Genomic DNA, 17243 nt, shown 5'->3' on the forward strand with positions numbered 1-17243 from the left:
TCCTTAGATGCAAATTTCCCCCGCTAGTTCCACTGAGTAGACCCATTGATCAGCAACTCCGAAATTCAAAATAAACCACACAGACGGAATGGAATGGATTTCGCTGGACGATATACTTCACATCCGCCTTCAGTCTGACGGAACGCGATCTTGAATAATTTCTTTACTGGTCTCCGAGCCGGGAATGCAGTTGTCGCAGAGACTCCTCTGTGATGGCTGCTTGTTCTTTTGCGAACGGCCCTTCAGCATCTTCTGTTCAAGGTCGCACCTCAGCTTCTCCAGCAGCATCGAATTCGATCCCCCGTTCGCAACGACGTTGACGGCATTGGTGATATGCCGTTCCACGCCATTCAGGCTTTTTTCAAGCCGTTTTATTGCTTCTCTCGCGTATTCGGAAACGAGCCGACCACCGAAATCCCAGAATATCCCGGTAGCATTCGCTGAATTTGATTTAACACCAGCGCCTTGTCATCCACCAATATAATCTTCATGTATTTCACACGCTCCATAATAATGTATGTATTTTTTATCGGTTCCATTTGCGTGAGTGAAAACAGTGTGTGAAAGTACCCATAGCTTGTAGAGATTTTGTATAGTTCCTTATGTTACGATCATACCCGTCGAAAGAACAAGGATTTTAGCAATATATCGGGAGTGAGGTGCTTTGGTTCCCTTCAGATAGGAGCTGAGAGCGGAAGAGAATAAGAATGGTCGGATGTTTTACTGTAGTTGGAGTTGAACTCCTGATTTTGACGAGGTGCGGCTATGAAAACGTATTGGAACTGCTAAGTCTCCACAGGTTATCCTGCTACAAGGCCGCCAAGTCTTTACGTGTATGATAAAACCAAATTGAACGGGGGATTTGGCGATGCAACTAAATCTGCTTGAGATAATTGGGAAACTCCGAATGATGTGTTATTGCTTAACACCTGGAAAACCATGTAGCAGCTACATTTAATAGAACAATTTGTTCGTGTATGTGAACGGGATTAAAATGTATTCTACTATCGTTTGGGGAAAATGTTGAACTATGGCGTAATTTGTTATTTGGTAGAGATGGAATTCGCACAGATTAATCGTATTAGGAGATGATGAAATGATGTTTGTGAGGAATGGTAGGATGAATTGGAAGAAGCCGCTCAAGCTGCTGCTGGTCGGCGCCTTGACCATAGGTTTATGGCCTACGGTGTTGGCTCCGCAGACGGCCAAAGCGGCGGCGGCAGCAGCGCCGGGCGGGGTTACCACAAATCTTCATCTATGGCTTCGTGCTGATACCGGCGTGACTACGGCGAACGGTACTGTTTCAGCATGGAACGATCAGAGTGGTAATAACCGTGATTTCTCTCAAACCGATGCTACCAAACAGCCTGTTTATAATGATGGAAGCAACCGGATTAACTTTAATGAGGCAGTAACTTTTGACGGGACGAATGATTATTTATTAAATGCGAATGGTGTTCTGGGAAGCAGCGCCTACAATAATTTTAATGTATTTTTAATGTCGGATCTAGGAAGTGGTTCGAATTCCATTTTATGGGAAGAAACGTCCGGTGGGGGCAGATTAAATGTGCATCTGCCTTATAGTGGAGCTGTTTATTGGGATGCAGGAAGCCAAGGTACTGAACGAGTATCTGCTTCTGCAGGAACAGTGGGTCCAAAGTATATTTGGAATTTTAATTATGGAATCAATGGTTCCGGAGACGCAGGTCAATCCATTTATCGTGATGGGAATGCGCTTGTTTCTGCACCCAGCCGAACGATTCCTCTAACAGGTATTAACCACAAAATATCATTCGGCTCACAATATGATACGAATGGAAATCCAGTAAGTTATTATAACGGCCAAGTAGGCGAATTAATTTTCTATTCAGGTCCATTGACGGCAATAGACAGACTTAAAATCAATTCCTATTTAGCGATTAAATACGGAAAATCATTAAACAATCTCAATTATTTGGATTCGAATGCCACTCCAATTTGGAATGCAGATCTGAATTATAATAGTAATATTGCAGGTATTGCCCGTGACGATGCACAAGGTTTGTATCAAAAGCAAAGCCGTTCGGCGAACGTTGCATCGAAGATAACAATTGGCATCGGAGCACAGTTGTCAATGAAAAATGAGAGTATTTCAGAAACGCTTGCAGATAAACAGTCGTTAATCTGGGGCGATAACGGACAACCCCTAAAATTTGATAAGCAAATTGGCACGACAGACAAAAACCATGCAGAACGTATCTGGAAAGTTCAGAACACTGGGAATGTCGGCGAAGTGCTAATTGCGATTCCGAAGAATATGATTCCAGCAAATTCGACGTTGCTTGTAAATGATAACGGCTCCGATTTCACGAATGCCACAGAGCATCAATTAACAGTAGTAAGCTTTGAGGGAATAGATTATTTTACGACAAAAGCAGCCTTAGCGAATGGACAATTCTTCACCTTTGCTGCTCCAGTGCCAGTACCGAATAATGCAGTGCTCGAACATGCGGCAGCGGGCGGGAATAAAATTATTCTTACGTTCGACAAAGAGGTGGGGTGGACAAATTCAACCGGGTTGACAATTACAATTGACGGTACACCAATAACACCGGTCATTAATGCTGACCCAACTGACGCTAAGAAAATGATTTTCACTTTACCAACAGGAACGGATGTCACCGGTAAAACAGTGAATGTGTCCTACAATGGCATTGGTAACTTAATAGGTACGAACAGTGTACCTGTGAATCGATTCTCAATAGATGCAAAAACAGGCACGTTAGCTAGTGCGGCGAACAACAGTGTCAACGAAAGCCCTAGCAGCGTCACGGTAGGCGGTTCGGTGACGCTAACGGCAGCGGGAGATCGGCAGTCGGAAATAGGAGCGGTGTACGGGGATGAAAGGTACATCCCGACAAGCTGGTCATCGACGGAAAGCGGCAAATCGGGAACGTTCAGCGTAAGCGGAGTCACCTATACCTCAACTTATACGCCTGCGACAGCAGGCAGTTACACGGTAACGGCTACTTTCACGAAGCAAACGTGGGATGGCAGCGCATGGACAGATACGACCACGACGGACGTGAAGACGACCACCGTTACGGCTGCTCTTCCTGTGATAGGAGGCAGTGTAGCGATCAGCGGTACTGCCAAGGTTGGTCAAACGTTGACGGTGGACTTAACGGGAATCACGTATTCGGCTACAACGAATGATAATCCGACTTACCAATGGTATCGTAACGGAGTCGCTATCGCGAGTGTGACAGGTTCCAGCTACGCGTTAACCGCAGACAACATCGGTGCGGTCATCACGGTGAAGGTCACCGCCGACGGTGTGCATGCGACAGGCAGCGTAACGAGCGCGGCGACCGGTGCGGTAGCCGCAGCGGACGGAGCGGCGGCTCCAACCAATGTGATTTTGGACGCAAGTGCGAAGACGCTGACGTGGAACAATGTATCGGGATATGCCAATGTTTCCGATTATGAATATACGGTGGACGGCGGGACAACATGGACGGCAGCAACTGCCAACCCACAGCCGCTGGCAAGCGTGCCGAATCCTGTTTCCAATGCTCAAGTTCGCGTAAAAGGAGACTCCAGCGCCGGTCGGGCTCCCGGTGTAATCGGTACAGCTGCTCTTCCGGCTATGGGGGGGAGCGTAGCGATCAACGGTGTCGCCAAGGTTGGTCAAACGTTGACGGCGGACTTATCGGGGATCACGTATACGCCGAGCACATCGGGTAACATGCCGACTTACCAGTGGTATCGCGACGGAGTCGCTATCGCAAATGCGACGGGTTCAAGCTACACGTTAACCGCAGCCGACCTCGGCACGGCCATCACCGTGAAGGTCACCGCCGACGGCACACATGCGACAGGCAGCGTAACGAGTTCGGCGACCGCTGCGGTAGCCGCAGCGGCGGCTCCGGCAGCACCTGATGTAGCAAGTAAAACAACAACGAGCATCACGTTGCTGGCCGTCGCTGGTCAGGAATACAGCAAAGACGGCGGTGTGACCTGGCAGGATAGCCCAACGTTCAGCGGACTGACACCGAATACGGACTATACGATTGTAACCCGTGTGAAAGCGACAGCGACGCAGAACGCGTCCGCTATCAGCGCGGGAACAACGATTCGTACATTGGCTTCGACGTCTACAACAAACCTGTCTGGCGGAATGATGTATGAAGATACAACCTATCCTACACAAGCAACAATCACTGTGGCTGGCGTTACAGGCAGTGTCTATCAATATACTGGCAAATACGCTGTAAACGGTGTACCGGTAGGGGTGTATCCGGCAAGTATTACGATTACGAACCCTGTCAACGCATCACTTAACGCAACATTTACGGCTACTGCTACCGTAGATAACGCTGGTAACGTCACATATGGGCCATTTAAGCCAAATGCGGGAGCACCTGCGGGAATGAGCGTTACAAGCGATGACAAGGGAAACATTATTGTGCATCCTTCTACTGCTGTTTCAAAGGTAGCCAGTGATATGACAGCTGCTATCCGCACGAATACTTTAGAGGCTTTACAAGCAGCACATGACGAATTTACGGCTCTCACACCGGAAGAACAATTGCAAATAAGCCGGACAACGGTAGAGAATGTATCCAATGCGATATTGAATTTACTCCAGGCTTCATTAAAGATTAGCAGTGCCGTAAGCGGTGTTGCAAACCCTGCTGCCACAAGAAATCAATTGGATAATCAAAAGGGTATGCTGCTTACGCCTGCAGAAATTGCTCAGCTACTGGGTGGCCAATCTTTGAATGTCACTCTTAATCTGAATGCAGCGGATGTGTCTACTAGCACAACTCCAGGAGTATCAGCCGACAAAGGCTTAATTGAAACCCGCGTTACCTCAAGTGCGGCAATCATTGGCTTTATGTATGATATTAACATTACAAAAAAAGTAGATGTACTAAACAGCAGCGGCACAGTAATCACTCCAGGCGCTTCACAGCTTGTGCCTGTAGTGCCGGAGCCGATTAGTATTACACTGCCCATTCCGACAAACCTGCTGGGTTATAAGTATTTCGCTATTGTGAGAGTTCATGGCGGCGTTGCGGAATTCATACCAGCCTCTGTCAATGGAACAACGGTAACGTTCTCCTCAACCAAGTTTTCGACTTATGGTTTGGTTTACTCCAACCAAATGATATTTGCGGATAACTTGCCGGGCACAGGACCTTCACTGCCATCAACGGATGGCGGAAGTGGAGGCGGAGGTTTCATCAGCCCCACCGTTACGATTGATAATGCCGCAGGCGGAAAAGTTACTGTAGATAATAATAGCGCTACATCCGGTACAAAAGTGACCATTACTGTTACACCTGATGCCGGATATACTCTGGACAAGTTATCGATTACAGATGATAAAGGTAATGTAATCAACTATACAGACCTTGGCAACGGTACTTACACGTATGTCCAACCGAGTGGTTCAGTTAAGATTAACGCTGCGTTCAAAGCTTTAGACAAGGCACCAGCATCGGCTGCCGATACGGGAGTATCCAAGTTGCTCAATACGATGGAACATTTAACATATTTAAGCGGGTATGAGGATGGAACCTTTAGGTCGGACGGCTCAATAACCCGTGCTGAAGTCGCTCAAATGTTCTATAATCTTCTAAAAAATCAGGATGTAAATACTTCAGGAAAGCACTTTGCTGACGTACCTGAAAAGGCATGGTATGCAAAAGCTGTGAACACCTTAGCTAGCCTCGGTATTATTAACGGCTATAAAGATGGCTCCTTCGCACCTAATAAGGCCATCACTCGCGCAGAGTTTACAATAATAGCAGTAAGCTTTTCGAATAAAGCTCCTGGCAATAAGAGTTTTACAGATGTATCGAACACCCATTGGGCATATTCCAACATAACAACCTCAGCGGAATATGGATGGGTAAATGGCTATCCGAACGGCACCTTTGAACCGAATAAAACCATCACTCGTGCAGAGTCTGCTACGATTGTAAACAGAATGCTTAATCGTCAGCCTGACAAGAAAGCCATCGATGCGTCTACCAGCTTCAAAGTTTTCAAAGACGTTTCAAGTGGCTACTGGGCATACTATGATATCATGGAAGCAACCCATGCCCATAAATACAAAAAATCAAACGGTATGGAAATTTGGATACCGTAACAAAACGTCATTGATTAAGTAAGCTCAAAATAAGAAAGCCCACCAATGTTTCGTATATTGGAGGGCTTTCTTTACATTCCAGACTTTATTATCCGATTGCGGCAGAAGGAATTCACGCTGTTCTTGTCGAAAATATGAGCCCCAGCATTTGCAAGCAGATGGTGGAGTTGCTCGGCGAAATGTTGGGAGTGAGCTTCTTTATGATACGGATAAAAAACAAAAACGCCCTGAAATATGCTGCCACGTTCATCCTGTTTCTTTTCATACTTCTCGGCATCCGGTGGCTTTGGTCCGGGTTTTTTCTTACGCCTGAACATCCTCGAGCGGTTCAAGGCGTGCTCGATCTGCGCGGCTGGGACTTCGCGAAATCCCGTTCCATTACGCTGAAAGGCGAGTGGGAGTTTTATCCGGAAGCGTTCATCACGCATGAAGACAAGGGCCGGGAATCTCTTGGCAAGCGTTATATACAGGTTCCGGGGGATTGGCGAAGCGCTTTGCCGTCAGGGTCAAAGTCATCTTTCGGATACGGGACGTACCGGCTGCGCATTCTTGTCAGTCCTTTTCTGCAGCAGTCTTTCGAATTCTGGATTCAGGAAATTCAAGCCTCTTCAACAGTTGAATTCAACGGTCAGCTAGCAGGAGTCGGCCAACCGACTGAGCAAGCGAAAACGTATACGCCCCGCCGGATTTCTTATACCCCGCTCTATAAGGCGAACGGAGTGAGTGAGATCGAGCTGCTTGTACGCGTTGCCAATTTCGAAAATCCGTTTAATGGCGGCATTGTCAGGGACATCCGCTTCGGGTCGGATGCGGTCATCGATACCGAACGCTGGAGCTCCATTGGCTTTCAGGTTGTGACATTCATGATACTGATGTTGCATGGCTTGTACGCATTGATGTTATACATGTTCAATCGGCAAAAATCGTTGCTCGTCTTCTTCATGCTGCTTTTGGTCTCTGGTCTTTCGATTGTGTCCGATAACGATAGCCTGCTGTTGGTAGGCATGCCTTTCATCAACTATGCATGGGCGTTGAAAATCAAGGTACTCTCGTACTTGTCTTTTTCCTTTTTTTTCCTATTACTGATTGGAATATTTGCCAAGATCAAAACAAACACTGGATTGTTCCGTACGTACGTCGGCGTTTTCACTTTATATTGGGGGTTTGTGGCGGTCATGCCGCCACCGCTCATTTACCATTCGATCGATGCTAATGTATTCACGCTGATTAGCTGGTTCCCATGGGGCTGGATTGTCTATCTAGTCGGCAAAATGATAGCAAGAAACCAGTCTGGCGCCATCTTTCTGGTGCTTGCCACCACGAGCATCTTATCCAACTCTGTCTGGGGGGCGTTTAATACTCGCTCGGAAGTAACGAGCGTATACTACCCGGTTGACGTGCTGGCAGCTATTGTCTGTTTTTCCGCTTACTGGTTCAAGCAGTACTTCCGCAATTCCGAAGAAAACGCTAAACTGAATGAGCAGTTAAGGATGGCAGACAAATTGAAGGACGATTTCCTGGCCAACACATCGCATGAATTGCGCAATCCGCTGCACGGGATACTGAATATGGCGCAAACGGTACTTGACAGCGAAAAACATGCGCTGAGCGATAAGAGCGCCAAAAATTTGGAGTTGATGATCATCGTCGGCCGGCGCATGTCGTTTATGTTAAATGACCTGCTCGATTTGACGCGTCTCAAGGAGGGTATCGTCCGCCTGCATCTGCAAAGTGTTCAGTTGCAAGCGGTCACTTCCGGCGTATTCGACATGGTTCGCTTCATGACCGAAGGTAAACCGATCCGTCTCATCAGCGAGATTCCAAACGAGTATCCCCCTGTGATGGCCGACGAAAACCGGCTCGTTCAAATTGTGTTCAATCTAGTTCACAATGCGGTCAAATTTACTAATGAAGGGACAATCACCATCCGGGCAGCCGTTAAGGGCGGGAAAGCGTACATTAGCGTTGCGGATACAGGCGTAGGCATGGACGCGGAAACGCTGCAAAGAATCTTTAAGCCCTACGAGCAAGGCGACACCGGCATGACGGCGGCTCCAGGCGGCGGCATCGGACTCGGGCTTGGCATTTGCAAGCAGCTCGTAGAGCTGCATGGCGAAGCGTTAGAGGTCATCTCTGCCCCCGGCGAAGGCACAGTATTCACGTTTTCATTGGCGCTGTCCGATTCGCTTTTCGTTCAACCGGAAATGGAAGCTGCGTCGATTCTATTGCCCGCTTATATGGAAACAGGCGCTGCCGGCTCGAACATTCAATACGGTGAAGATACGGAGATGCCAAGTTCCAGATCTACGGATAGACCGATCGTATTGGCTGTGGACGATGATCCGTTTAACCTGAAAGTATTGGAGGACATTTTAACTGCGAAAAGCTTCGATATCGTTGCGGTTACGAGCGGCAAAGAAGCGTTGTCTCAACTAAATTCGAGAGTGTGGGATCTGGTTATTACCGACGTCATGATGCCTCACATGTCGGGATATGAGTTAACGCACGCGATCCGCGAGCGCTATTCGAGCTCAGAACTGCCCATTCTGCTTCTGACCGCACGCAACAATTCTGAAGATATTGCCGCGGGATTTTTGGCAGGCGCCAACGATTACGTTGTAAAACCTGCGGATACGATGGAGTTGATAGCTCGGGTCAGGGCATTAACCGATGTGCACCGTTCGATGCGCGAACGGCTGCGTATGGAAGCTGCATGGCTGCAAGCGCAAATACAGCCGCATTTTTTATTCAACGCGCTCAACGCGATAGCGGCGCTCAGCGACATCAATCTGAACAGAATGCGCCTTCTGCTTGACGAGTTCGGAAATTATTTGCGATCCAGCTTCAACTTTCAAAATTCCGAGCAGCTTGTTCCGCTTGAACAGGAGCTTGCTCTCGTCCGTTCCTATTTGTATATCGAGAATGAACGTTTCAACGGCAATTTGGATATTGTATGGGAAATTGATGTGGGCATGAGGCTGAAGATTCCTCCGCTTTCCATCCAGCCTCTCGTGGAAAACGCAGTACGGCACGGTATAACGAGGCGTTCGTCGGGAGGAAAGATCCTTATTCAAATCACCGAATATGAAGACCGTTCAGAAGCAACCATTACCGATAACGGTGTTGGAATGGATGAAGAAACGGTGAAAGGATTATTGCGCACACATTCGAGCGGCAGGCAAGGAGTTGGTCTGCGCAATATCGATCGGCGGTTGAAACAAATGTATGGGAATGGATTGCAAATTCAGAGTTATCCGGAGCAAGGTACGACCGTTTCCTTTGTCATGCCGAAGTGAAGTGTGAGGAGTATCAAGCTTTAGCGTTTGCAGGCTGTTGGCTTGGAGAGAGGCGAACGATGTGATTGCCTTCCTCCTCAAAGCCAAGTGTGCACCTCAAGATCTACTTTGAAAATGGCTCGAACGAGCTGTAGCGAAGCATTGTTAGGGGCGCCTCGCAGCGGCATGGATAGTTACCAAGGTTTCTGCTTCTATGTCCTCCTTCGTCACTCTCATTGTGTTATGGGAAATTTCATTCTCGATTAATTCGAACCAGTCTACGAGCTTGTCGGTCAAGCCGATCTGCAGCTCTTTGGAAAACAGATGATTCAGCTTACGGAAGTGCTTCTCCGCTTCTTTGCGCCGTCCGCTTGCCGTATAAAGCTTCATCAGCGCAAGTCCGTTGTCTTCGTTATACGGATCCGCATCCTGAATCCGTTCGTACATCGCGAGCGCTTCCTCCAGCAATCCGGCTTTCTCATAGAATCGGGCTATCGAACTGGCGTGCTTATACCATAGCTTCCGTAGTCTTTCGCGCTCGGTCTCCGCCCATCCAAACCCGTACTCCTGAAAATAGTCCCCTTCATAAAGCTCAAGCAGCCGCAGCAGCTCGGAATGACTGTCGGCCAAATTTCCTCCGCTCGCCTGCCGCAAACCGTTCTCCCATTCATCCACGTCAATCCGAATGCGGCTTGTGTCCAACACGTAGCCTTCCTGAATAGTCAGATTGCGGATGGGGATATCGATGACCATTTGCTTCAAGCATTGTCTGATGTGATAAATCGATGTGTACAGTTGACTCGTCGCCTGTTTCACGTCAAGCTCCGGCCACAGCAGCTCCAGAAGCGTTTCCTTGAGGACGATATTGCCGCGATGGTGCAGCAGATAAGCAAACAGCTCTTGCGTTTTAGTCGTCCGCCATTTCGGAATTTCCGGAGACCCGCTGCTGTTCTGAAAACGGAGAGACCGAAAACAGAGAACACGGGAAGGCGCCGTTGATTGGATGTCTTCTTGTTTATGCAATCTTCTTTGCATTAGTCGCTTTATCGTATGATCCAAACGAGCTTGATGCAGCGGCTTAAGCAAATAATCGACCGCATTCAGTTCGAACGCTTGGATAGCATATTCGTTATATGCCGTTACAAACACAATATCGATTCCCGGGCAAGCCTCCTGTGCCAATTCTACTGCATCAATGCCCGACAGCTCCGGCAAGTGAATATCGAAAAATATGACGTCCGGCTGAAGTTCCGGCATTCGCGCAATAGCCTCCCGCGCATTCTGAAATGAGCCGACCACCGAAATCCCGGAATACCCCGATAGCATTCGCTGAATCTGATTTAGCACCAGTACTTCGTCATCCACCAACATAATCTTCATGTATTTCACGCTCCATAAAAATGTATTACATTGTTTTTCAGTGCCATTTGACCCGTTATACCAATACTATCGGGATTTTGGTAATGGATGATTAGAGCTTGTCCGAACAAGCCGCGCAGATGCGGAAAAAAAGCGCTGTTATTCGCTATATCATCATTGGGGTACTGTTCCCATAAAATTTAAAAGGGGTACCGCCACATGCCTATCAAGCTAAGAACAAAGATACGGGATGCATATTATCAGTTCACCCTTGAGCCTGGTCCAGTTCAGCTCTAAACGGAATTTCGTGCAGACCTAAATAAGCCTTTTCAGGCTGTCTTTTTTAATATTTAAAAAGTGAAATTAAGAAAGCCCATGCAACTATGCATAGGCCTTCTTAATTTTGTCGATTAGTTCTAAATATTCGGTAAAGCCCTTGTCTCAGACTCCTTCAAGACTACAGTCTTCTTTTGCTTCTTTCTACCAAACGAGAAATAGTAAATAGCTAGAATAACCAGTTGCAATGCGGCTATAACCAAACAGATATTACTGAAAATAAAGCCAGATGAATAGCTGTAAAAGGGGTTCCAGTTTGGAATGCCTTGGGATCCAAGATCAACAATTTTACTGTATATGCCAATAGCAATCCCTTGCGAAATAAAGTTGACCATCGCCAGCATGCCCATCCCCACGCCGACCTGTTCCTTAGGCAGGGTTCTTGAAACCGAGTTGGATAACGCAATGACAATGAAAGATTGCCCGACGTTGCCAAGAATCAGAAATACAGCAATAAACAGGGGGGATCCTCCAGTAAAAGTGGAGAGTAAAATAAAACAAGCCAGCAGTAGGCTTGAAGCCACATAAACGACGAACGAATTGCCTTTTAGATCCGCGAGTCTACCGCCTCTACGTCCAAATACAGCAGAAGCAACAGCTGCAGGGACCATCGCGAAACCGATCCAAACGGATGGCAACTTCTGAATATTTGCTAATAGCAGAGGACTGAGTACATAGAGTGAGCAGCAAGTACCGCTGATGAGGAATGAAATGGTTAGTCCGAGCGTGTACTTATTATTTCGAAAGAGTTTTGGCGCAATAAAGGGCTCCCCAGCCGTGTAAATTCGAGCAATGAATAACCCTAAAGCGAGTAAGCCACCTAACAAAAGCCAGATTCCCTTCGTAACACTCAGCAGAAATAAGGCTATTGTGATGGCCAACAGACTACCGCCAATCCAGTCAAATTTCCCTGTTGTTCCAGGCAGTTCATTTCCTAAATATTTGCGGTAAAAAGGGAGGGTCGCCAAAATAAGCAAGGGTACAGCAAATAACCAGCGCCAGTGTACCGTGCTAACGATTAAAGCAGCGACAACAGGCCCAAGTGCATTACCAAAAGCTAAGCCTACAGCGGTCATACCAAGAGCTGCACCTCTGCGCTCCGGAGCGAAATACCGCAAGGGTATGATCATCGCAATCGCGGGAATAACCGCAGCTCCGGATGCTTGCAGACATCTGCCAACTAGCGCCATTCCGAATGTTTGTGAGGTCAGCCCGATGAGAGACCCGGTCGTAAATAAAAGGAGTCCGAAGGTTATCAAACTTTTCAGCCTATAGCGGTCTGCCAGCTTTCCGTAGGTGACTGCGCCAATCGCGTAGATCAGAATGTAGGCAGAAGAAAGCCAGCTGACCTGGGAAATCGTAAGGGAGAAGTCTTCACTAATCTTGGGCAAGACGATGTTGAACATGATGCCGCTCATCATGGATATAATCAGGGTGAACATCAAAATACGCATTAATTTGTCACCGGCTTGCTGCGGTTCTTGGGTTTGGGTAGTCATACGTTACCACATCCTTTTTAAAATTTGACTGTCAGTACTGACTGACATTGACTCTGTAAAAAAACTAGGGTTGTAAGGCCCTAGCAAAAATCTTTACGCTCTCTTGAATAAATGGCTCCAACGAAATGGTTGAGTAATTTTTATGGCTATCGAGATCGTTCATGAACGCCCCGAAATTCATCATCATAAAGGAGAAGGCGTGCATCTCCGGATTCGTGGGAATCATTTTGCCTTTCTCGGACATCGTGATGAAATAATTCGTTAAGATTTCCAACAATTGCAGAGGATGCTTATGCGTACGCTCGCTGAATCCGGGCAGTTGGCCTTCTTCTTTGAGGCTGATCTGGATCAATTTGCGATTACGGTTCATAATCTCATGATAGGTTTTACTAACCAGAAGCAGATCCTTCTCCAGATCCCACACGAGCTTTTCACTAAACAGCTTTTTCATCTCTTCGGCATAATGATAGCGGTCAAATGCGGCTTCGAGAAGCTTCTGTTTACTGCCGAATTGGCGAAATAATGTCTTCTCACTAAGACCTGCTTCTGTGGCAATTTCAAGGGTGGTTACCCCATTGTAGCCTTTAGCCGCGATCAAATTGAGCGCCGCTAAGAGAAGTCTATCGCTGCTTCCCAGCTTGCTGCCGTCCATGTTATTATCCCTCTTCCACAACGATGTCAGTACTCACTGACATTATAATATGATGGATATGAAATAAAGTCAATGTATGTATATCCTGTTATAAAGAATTTTCTGCAAAATTACGCTTTTATCCGCATGGCACCACTGTTTAGCCAAAAAAGCTAATGATCAGAATGCCGATCAGGATAAGAATCGAGCAAATAATTCGTAGTGTGCCTTGCTTTTCTTTGAGCACAACAATGCCCAGAATCGTAGCAAAGACAGTGCCAATCTCACGAATTGGTGAGATATGGGCGACAGGAGCATATTTCATGGCGATCAAAAATAACAAATAAGATCCGGGATTGAGGATCGCACCCAGTAAAATGATCTTGGCGTTCAGCTTCCATTCGACGCGAAGTTGTTTAGAAGCGAGTACAATCGGCGTCAGTGCAGCCATGAACCCAATATTCGTAACCTCTAATAAAGAGATAGCTGAAACATGCTGAAGGTTGATGCGATCAACAAAAACGTAGCATGTCGTGCATAGGCCGACACTAAGGGCCATAAGGAATGCTTTAACCGTTCCGGCGGATGCTTGTTTACGGGTGAAAATACCGCTAAGCCAAATGAAACCGAAGACCATGCAGAGCAGACCTATCCAACCGTATATCGATAAGGATTCACGAAGGAACAAGACGCTGCCAATGGGAATGAAGAGCGTGCTGGTGCCTCTCATAATCGGATACACCTGGGACAGGTCGCCCATATTGTAGGTGCGTGCCAACAACAGGGAGTAGACGCTTTGCAAACAAGCAGATAAAAGTAAGAATCCGTAGGCTTTTAGAGATAAAGGGGTAAGCCATAGTTCTCTGATTAAATAAGGAAGAAGTCCGATTGTGGTTACCATCATGATGGACCATAGGAAGACGCTTTTATTCTGGCTTCTTTTGGTGAATAAGCTCCAGACCGCGTGCGTAAGACCAGAAGCTACGACTAGTAAAATTGAAACGATAAACAAGCGATCATCTCCAAACCTTGAGAGAAGTTAAACGTTGGGGTTGTGTTCGGGTTGATCGATGATTACCGTACCGTCAGCCAGTCGCAGCCAGGATTCGAAAGAACGCTCGCCTTCGCGGAGTCGAATCATCCGGGCACCACGTGGATAGCCGTCTTTGCCATAGGTATTGTAACCGGTTGCTCTTCCGTAGCAGAGACGTACTCCGTAAAGCTCGCCCCAATAATCGTTGACGTGGTCGTGTCCGCAGAAGGTCCCTACGATATCGCCCATTTCAACCATTGCTGTAAATAGTCCTGAATTGACGGGAGAGCAGCAGACATTTTCAAACTTGTTGCCGTAGCAGGTCTCATTGTCCCAAACTTGTTTATACTCCGGAAGCGGGATGTGAAAGAAGGCCAAGGCAGGGTACGCCTGCGCCCCGATGCTCAATTGGAGCTTACGGGATTCCTCCCTGTACCAGTCGATCTGATTGCTGCGAATCCAATCATAACCTTGGATATGCGGCAGCACAGAGCGATCCCCGGAATCAAAGAAGTACAAAGCGGCAGCGGTCTGACCATCGGGACCGGAAATGGATAACGTATAGTTGCCAACACCGTTAATTCCTTCTGGTCCTCGCTGGGTAATGGTATGGGAATGCTCAAGCACTGTATGCATAAGTTCATCTCTAGTGATGGTAGTTTCTGTATCATGGTTGCCGAACACAACAGCCCATGGAATACCGCGAGATTCGGCCGTGTGAACGGCATCGCGAAACGCTTGATGCGGATTCTCGCAAACAGGTTCACCAGAAGCCCCGTGCCCTGTGTAAATGACGTCGCCTGTAAATACGACAAGATCAGGATGCTCAGCGTCTAGCACTTCTTCCATTAGACGACGTGTTTCCTGATCCTGATCCTCACCATTTTCCCAATGTAAATCGGTGAACTGGGCAATCGTAAAAGTTCGATCTTCGCGAAAGACAAGCTGATGCTGCACGATAATGTCCCCCTATAAGTTGTATTTTTGTAGTAATCATGTTGTTTCTTTATTATATATTGTTGTTTGTTGGCTATTGTATCGCTGGTTTGCTATGCTGTCAATGAAGAATTTTTTCACAAAAAAGAGCGATTAGGCAAAAAATGCCGATATACGGTACGGAGTAACAACCGTATCTTTATAATCAATCAACATATTAATTCTAAGTAAGAGGAGATCACATCATGTCTGATAAAAAGGTTGAATTACGATGTTTGAATTCTTTGGCTAAAGTAATCGCTCATCATGAACTCAATTCTCTTTATTTCCTTGAACGAGCAACAACGTTCAGCAACGAAATTTATTCGTTTCAGGTAGCCTATCGATCGGAGCAGCTTATCAAAGGCATACGCATCGAAATCGAATCACCTCTAGCCGAGTGTATAACAATTCGAAAAGTCGGATTAGTGCCAAGTGAATTAGCATGTTATGGCGATCATGATGGTTATGTGATCAGTGATCAACCTGGTCTGTATCCCGATCCGTTGATGCCATTGGATGTAAATGGTGAAGTCGCTTTACCTGGGAGCTGGAGCTCTCTATGGATAACGGTGGATCTCAAAAATCAACATTTAGAGAGTGTGTATCCGATTGATGTGATGTTGTTATCCTCAGATGGCAATAAGATGGGATCGGAACGTATCCATTTGCACGTAATGAGCGGTTCTTTGCCCAAGCAAAAGTTGATTCGAACCGAATGGTTTCATACGGATTGTTTGGCTAATCATTACAATGTGAATGTCTTCAGCGAAGAGCACTGGACTCTTATTGAGCAATATGTTCAAACTGCGGTCAAACAAGGAATCAATATGATTTTAACACCCTTATTCACGCCTCCATTGGATACAGAAGTTGGCGGTGAGCGGACTACTGTGCAGTTGGTAGAGGTAGAGCGTGATGAGAATGGGTACCGATTTGATTTTCGCTTACTAGAGAGATGGATAGCACTTGGAGAACGCTGCGGGGTTGAATACTATGAGTTTTCTCATTTATTTACGCAATGGGGGGCACAGTTTGCGCCCAAAATCATGGCTGCGGAAAAGGGGCAGCTGAAGCGAATATTTGGTTGGGAAACAGACGCAACTGGAGAAGAATATGGCCAGTTTCTAGAGGCATTTTTACCTGAATTGGATCAGTTTATCAAAAAGCAGGGCATTCAGGATCGCGTATTTTTCCACGTTTCGGACGAACCGACCTTGGACAATTTGGAATCATATCGAGCAGCAAGTACCCGATTGAGCCAGTTCTTTCAAGGATATCCTACGTTCGATGCACTTTCGGACTATGAATTTTACGCGCATGGCCTTGTGAACACACCAGTGGTTGCCAATAATCATATCGATTCCTTTATTAGCCGCGGCGTGGATAACCTTTGGACTTATTATTGCTGTGCGCAGTACAAAAAAGTATCAAATCGATTCTTTGCATTTCCTTCGGAGAGAAATCGGATCATTGGATTCCAGTTATATAAATTTAATATACGAGGATTTTTACACTGGGGGTATAACTTCTGGTATTCACAATATGCACGTAAAATGGTGAATCCATTTGTCCAAACGGATGCGGATCGAGCTTTTCCTTCTGGGGATGCCTTTCTTGTATATCCAGGAGAAACGGGACCAATCGAATCTATTCGTATGGTCGTATTTTATGAAGCGTTGCAAGATGTAAGGGCGCTTGAAATGTTAGAAGGTTTAATTGGTCGCGAGAAAACTATTGCTATGGTTGAAGAAGATCTTGCTGTGCCATTAACATTCAGCGATTATCCGCATGAACCCGACTGGATTATCAAGAAACGTGAGAAGATCAATCAACTTATTGCATCGCTGGCTAAAGGATGAAGCCGATCCGTTGACATCGTAAGCGCCACCTTATAAACTGGATGAAAACAACAGGAAACATCACCATGTGGATATCATCGGTCAATAGCTGATGCTTACGATGCCAGTTTCCTTACGGAAAACTCTTAGGAGGC

At 46.6% G+C, this 17243-nt stretch carries 8 protein-coding genes; 3 read left to right on the forward strand and 5 right to left on the reverse strand.

The features are described 5' to 3' along the window. Nucleotides 1–1120 precede the first annotated feature (1120 nt). Together QFZ77_RS08145 and QFZ77_RS08150 are read left to right on the forward strand one after the other, a co-directional pair. Complete coding sequence (locus QFZ77_RS08145; protein WP_307438338.1) at nucleotides 1121–6139, forward strand: DUF8202 domain-containing protein; 5019 nt, start codon at nucleotides 1121–1123, stop codon at nucleotides 6137–6139. Nucleotides 6140–6339: 200 nt separating this feature from the next. Beyond that, on the forward strand, nucleotides 6340–9435 hold the full coding sequence (locus QFZ77_RS08150) for an ATP-binding response regulator (protein ID WP_307438341.1): 3096 nt from the start codon (nucleotides 6340–6342) through the stop codon (nucleotides 9433–9435). A gap of 144 nt (nucleotides 9436–9579) precedes the next feature. Here the strand turns inward: QFZ77_RS08150 and QFZ77_RS08155 are convergent, their stop codons facing one another. The 5 genes from QFZ77_RS08155 to QFZ77_RS08175 form a co-directional block, all read right to left on the reverse strand. Continuing rightward, the gene (locus tag QFZ77_RS08155; protein WP_307438342.1) at nucleotides 9580–10794 is read right to left on the reverse strand and encodes a response regulator; all 1215 of its coding nucleotides are present in this window, start codon (nucleotides 10792–10794) and stop codon (nucleotides 9580–9582) included. Between the two features lie 395 nt (nucleotides 10795–11189). Beyond that, on the reverse strand, nucleotides 11190–12608 hold the full coding sequence (locus tag QFZ77_RS08160; RefSeq protein ID WP_307438344.1) for an MFS transporter: 1419 nt from the start codon (nucleotides 12606–12608) through the stop codon (nucleotides 11190–11192). A gap of 64 nt (nucleotides 12609–12672) precedes the next feature. Next, nucleotides 12673–13260 carry a TetR/AcrR family transcriptional regulator gene (locus QFZ77_RS08165; RefSeq protein WP_307438347.1) on the reverse strand — a complete coding sequence of 196 codons (588 nt, stop codon included), beginning with the start codon at nucleotides 13258–13260 and terminating at the stop codon, nucleotides 12673–12675. Nucleotides 13261–13399: 139 nt separating this feature from the next. Further along, nucleotides 13400–14251 (reverse strand): DMT family transporter, encoded by an 852-nt coding sequence (locus QFZ77_RS08170; RefSeq protein ID WP_307438349.1) that lies wholly within the window; start codon nucleotides 14249–14251, stop codon nucleotides 13400–13402. A gap of 27 nt (nucleotides 14252–14278) precedes the next feature. Further along, entirely contained in the window at nucleotides 14279–15229 is a 951-nt protein-coding gene (locus tag QFZ77_RS08175) for a metallophosphoesterase family protein (RefSeq protein ID WP_307438351.1), read from the reverse strand. A gap of 224 nt (nucleotides 15230–15453) precedes the next feature. On the opposite strand from QFZ77_RS08175, the gene QFZ77_RS08180 reads away from it, so the two are divergent. Beyond that, entirely contained in the window at nucleotides 15454–17109 is a 1656-nt protein-coding gene (locus QFZ77_RS08180; protein WP_307438356.1) for a DUF4091 domain-containing protein, read from the forward strand. Nucleotides 17110–17243 lie beyond the last annotated feature (134 nt).

Origin of the sequence: Paenibacillus sp. V4I3 (assembly GCF_030817215.1) — a bacterium.
In the GTDB taxonomy this organism is placed as follows: domain Bacteria; phylum Bacillota; class Bacilli; order Paenibacillales; family NBRC-103111; genus Paenibacillus_E.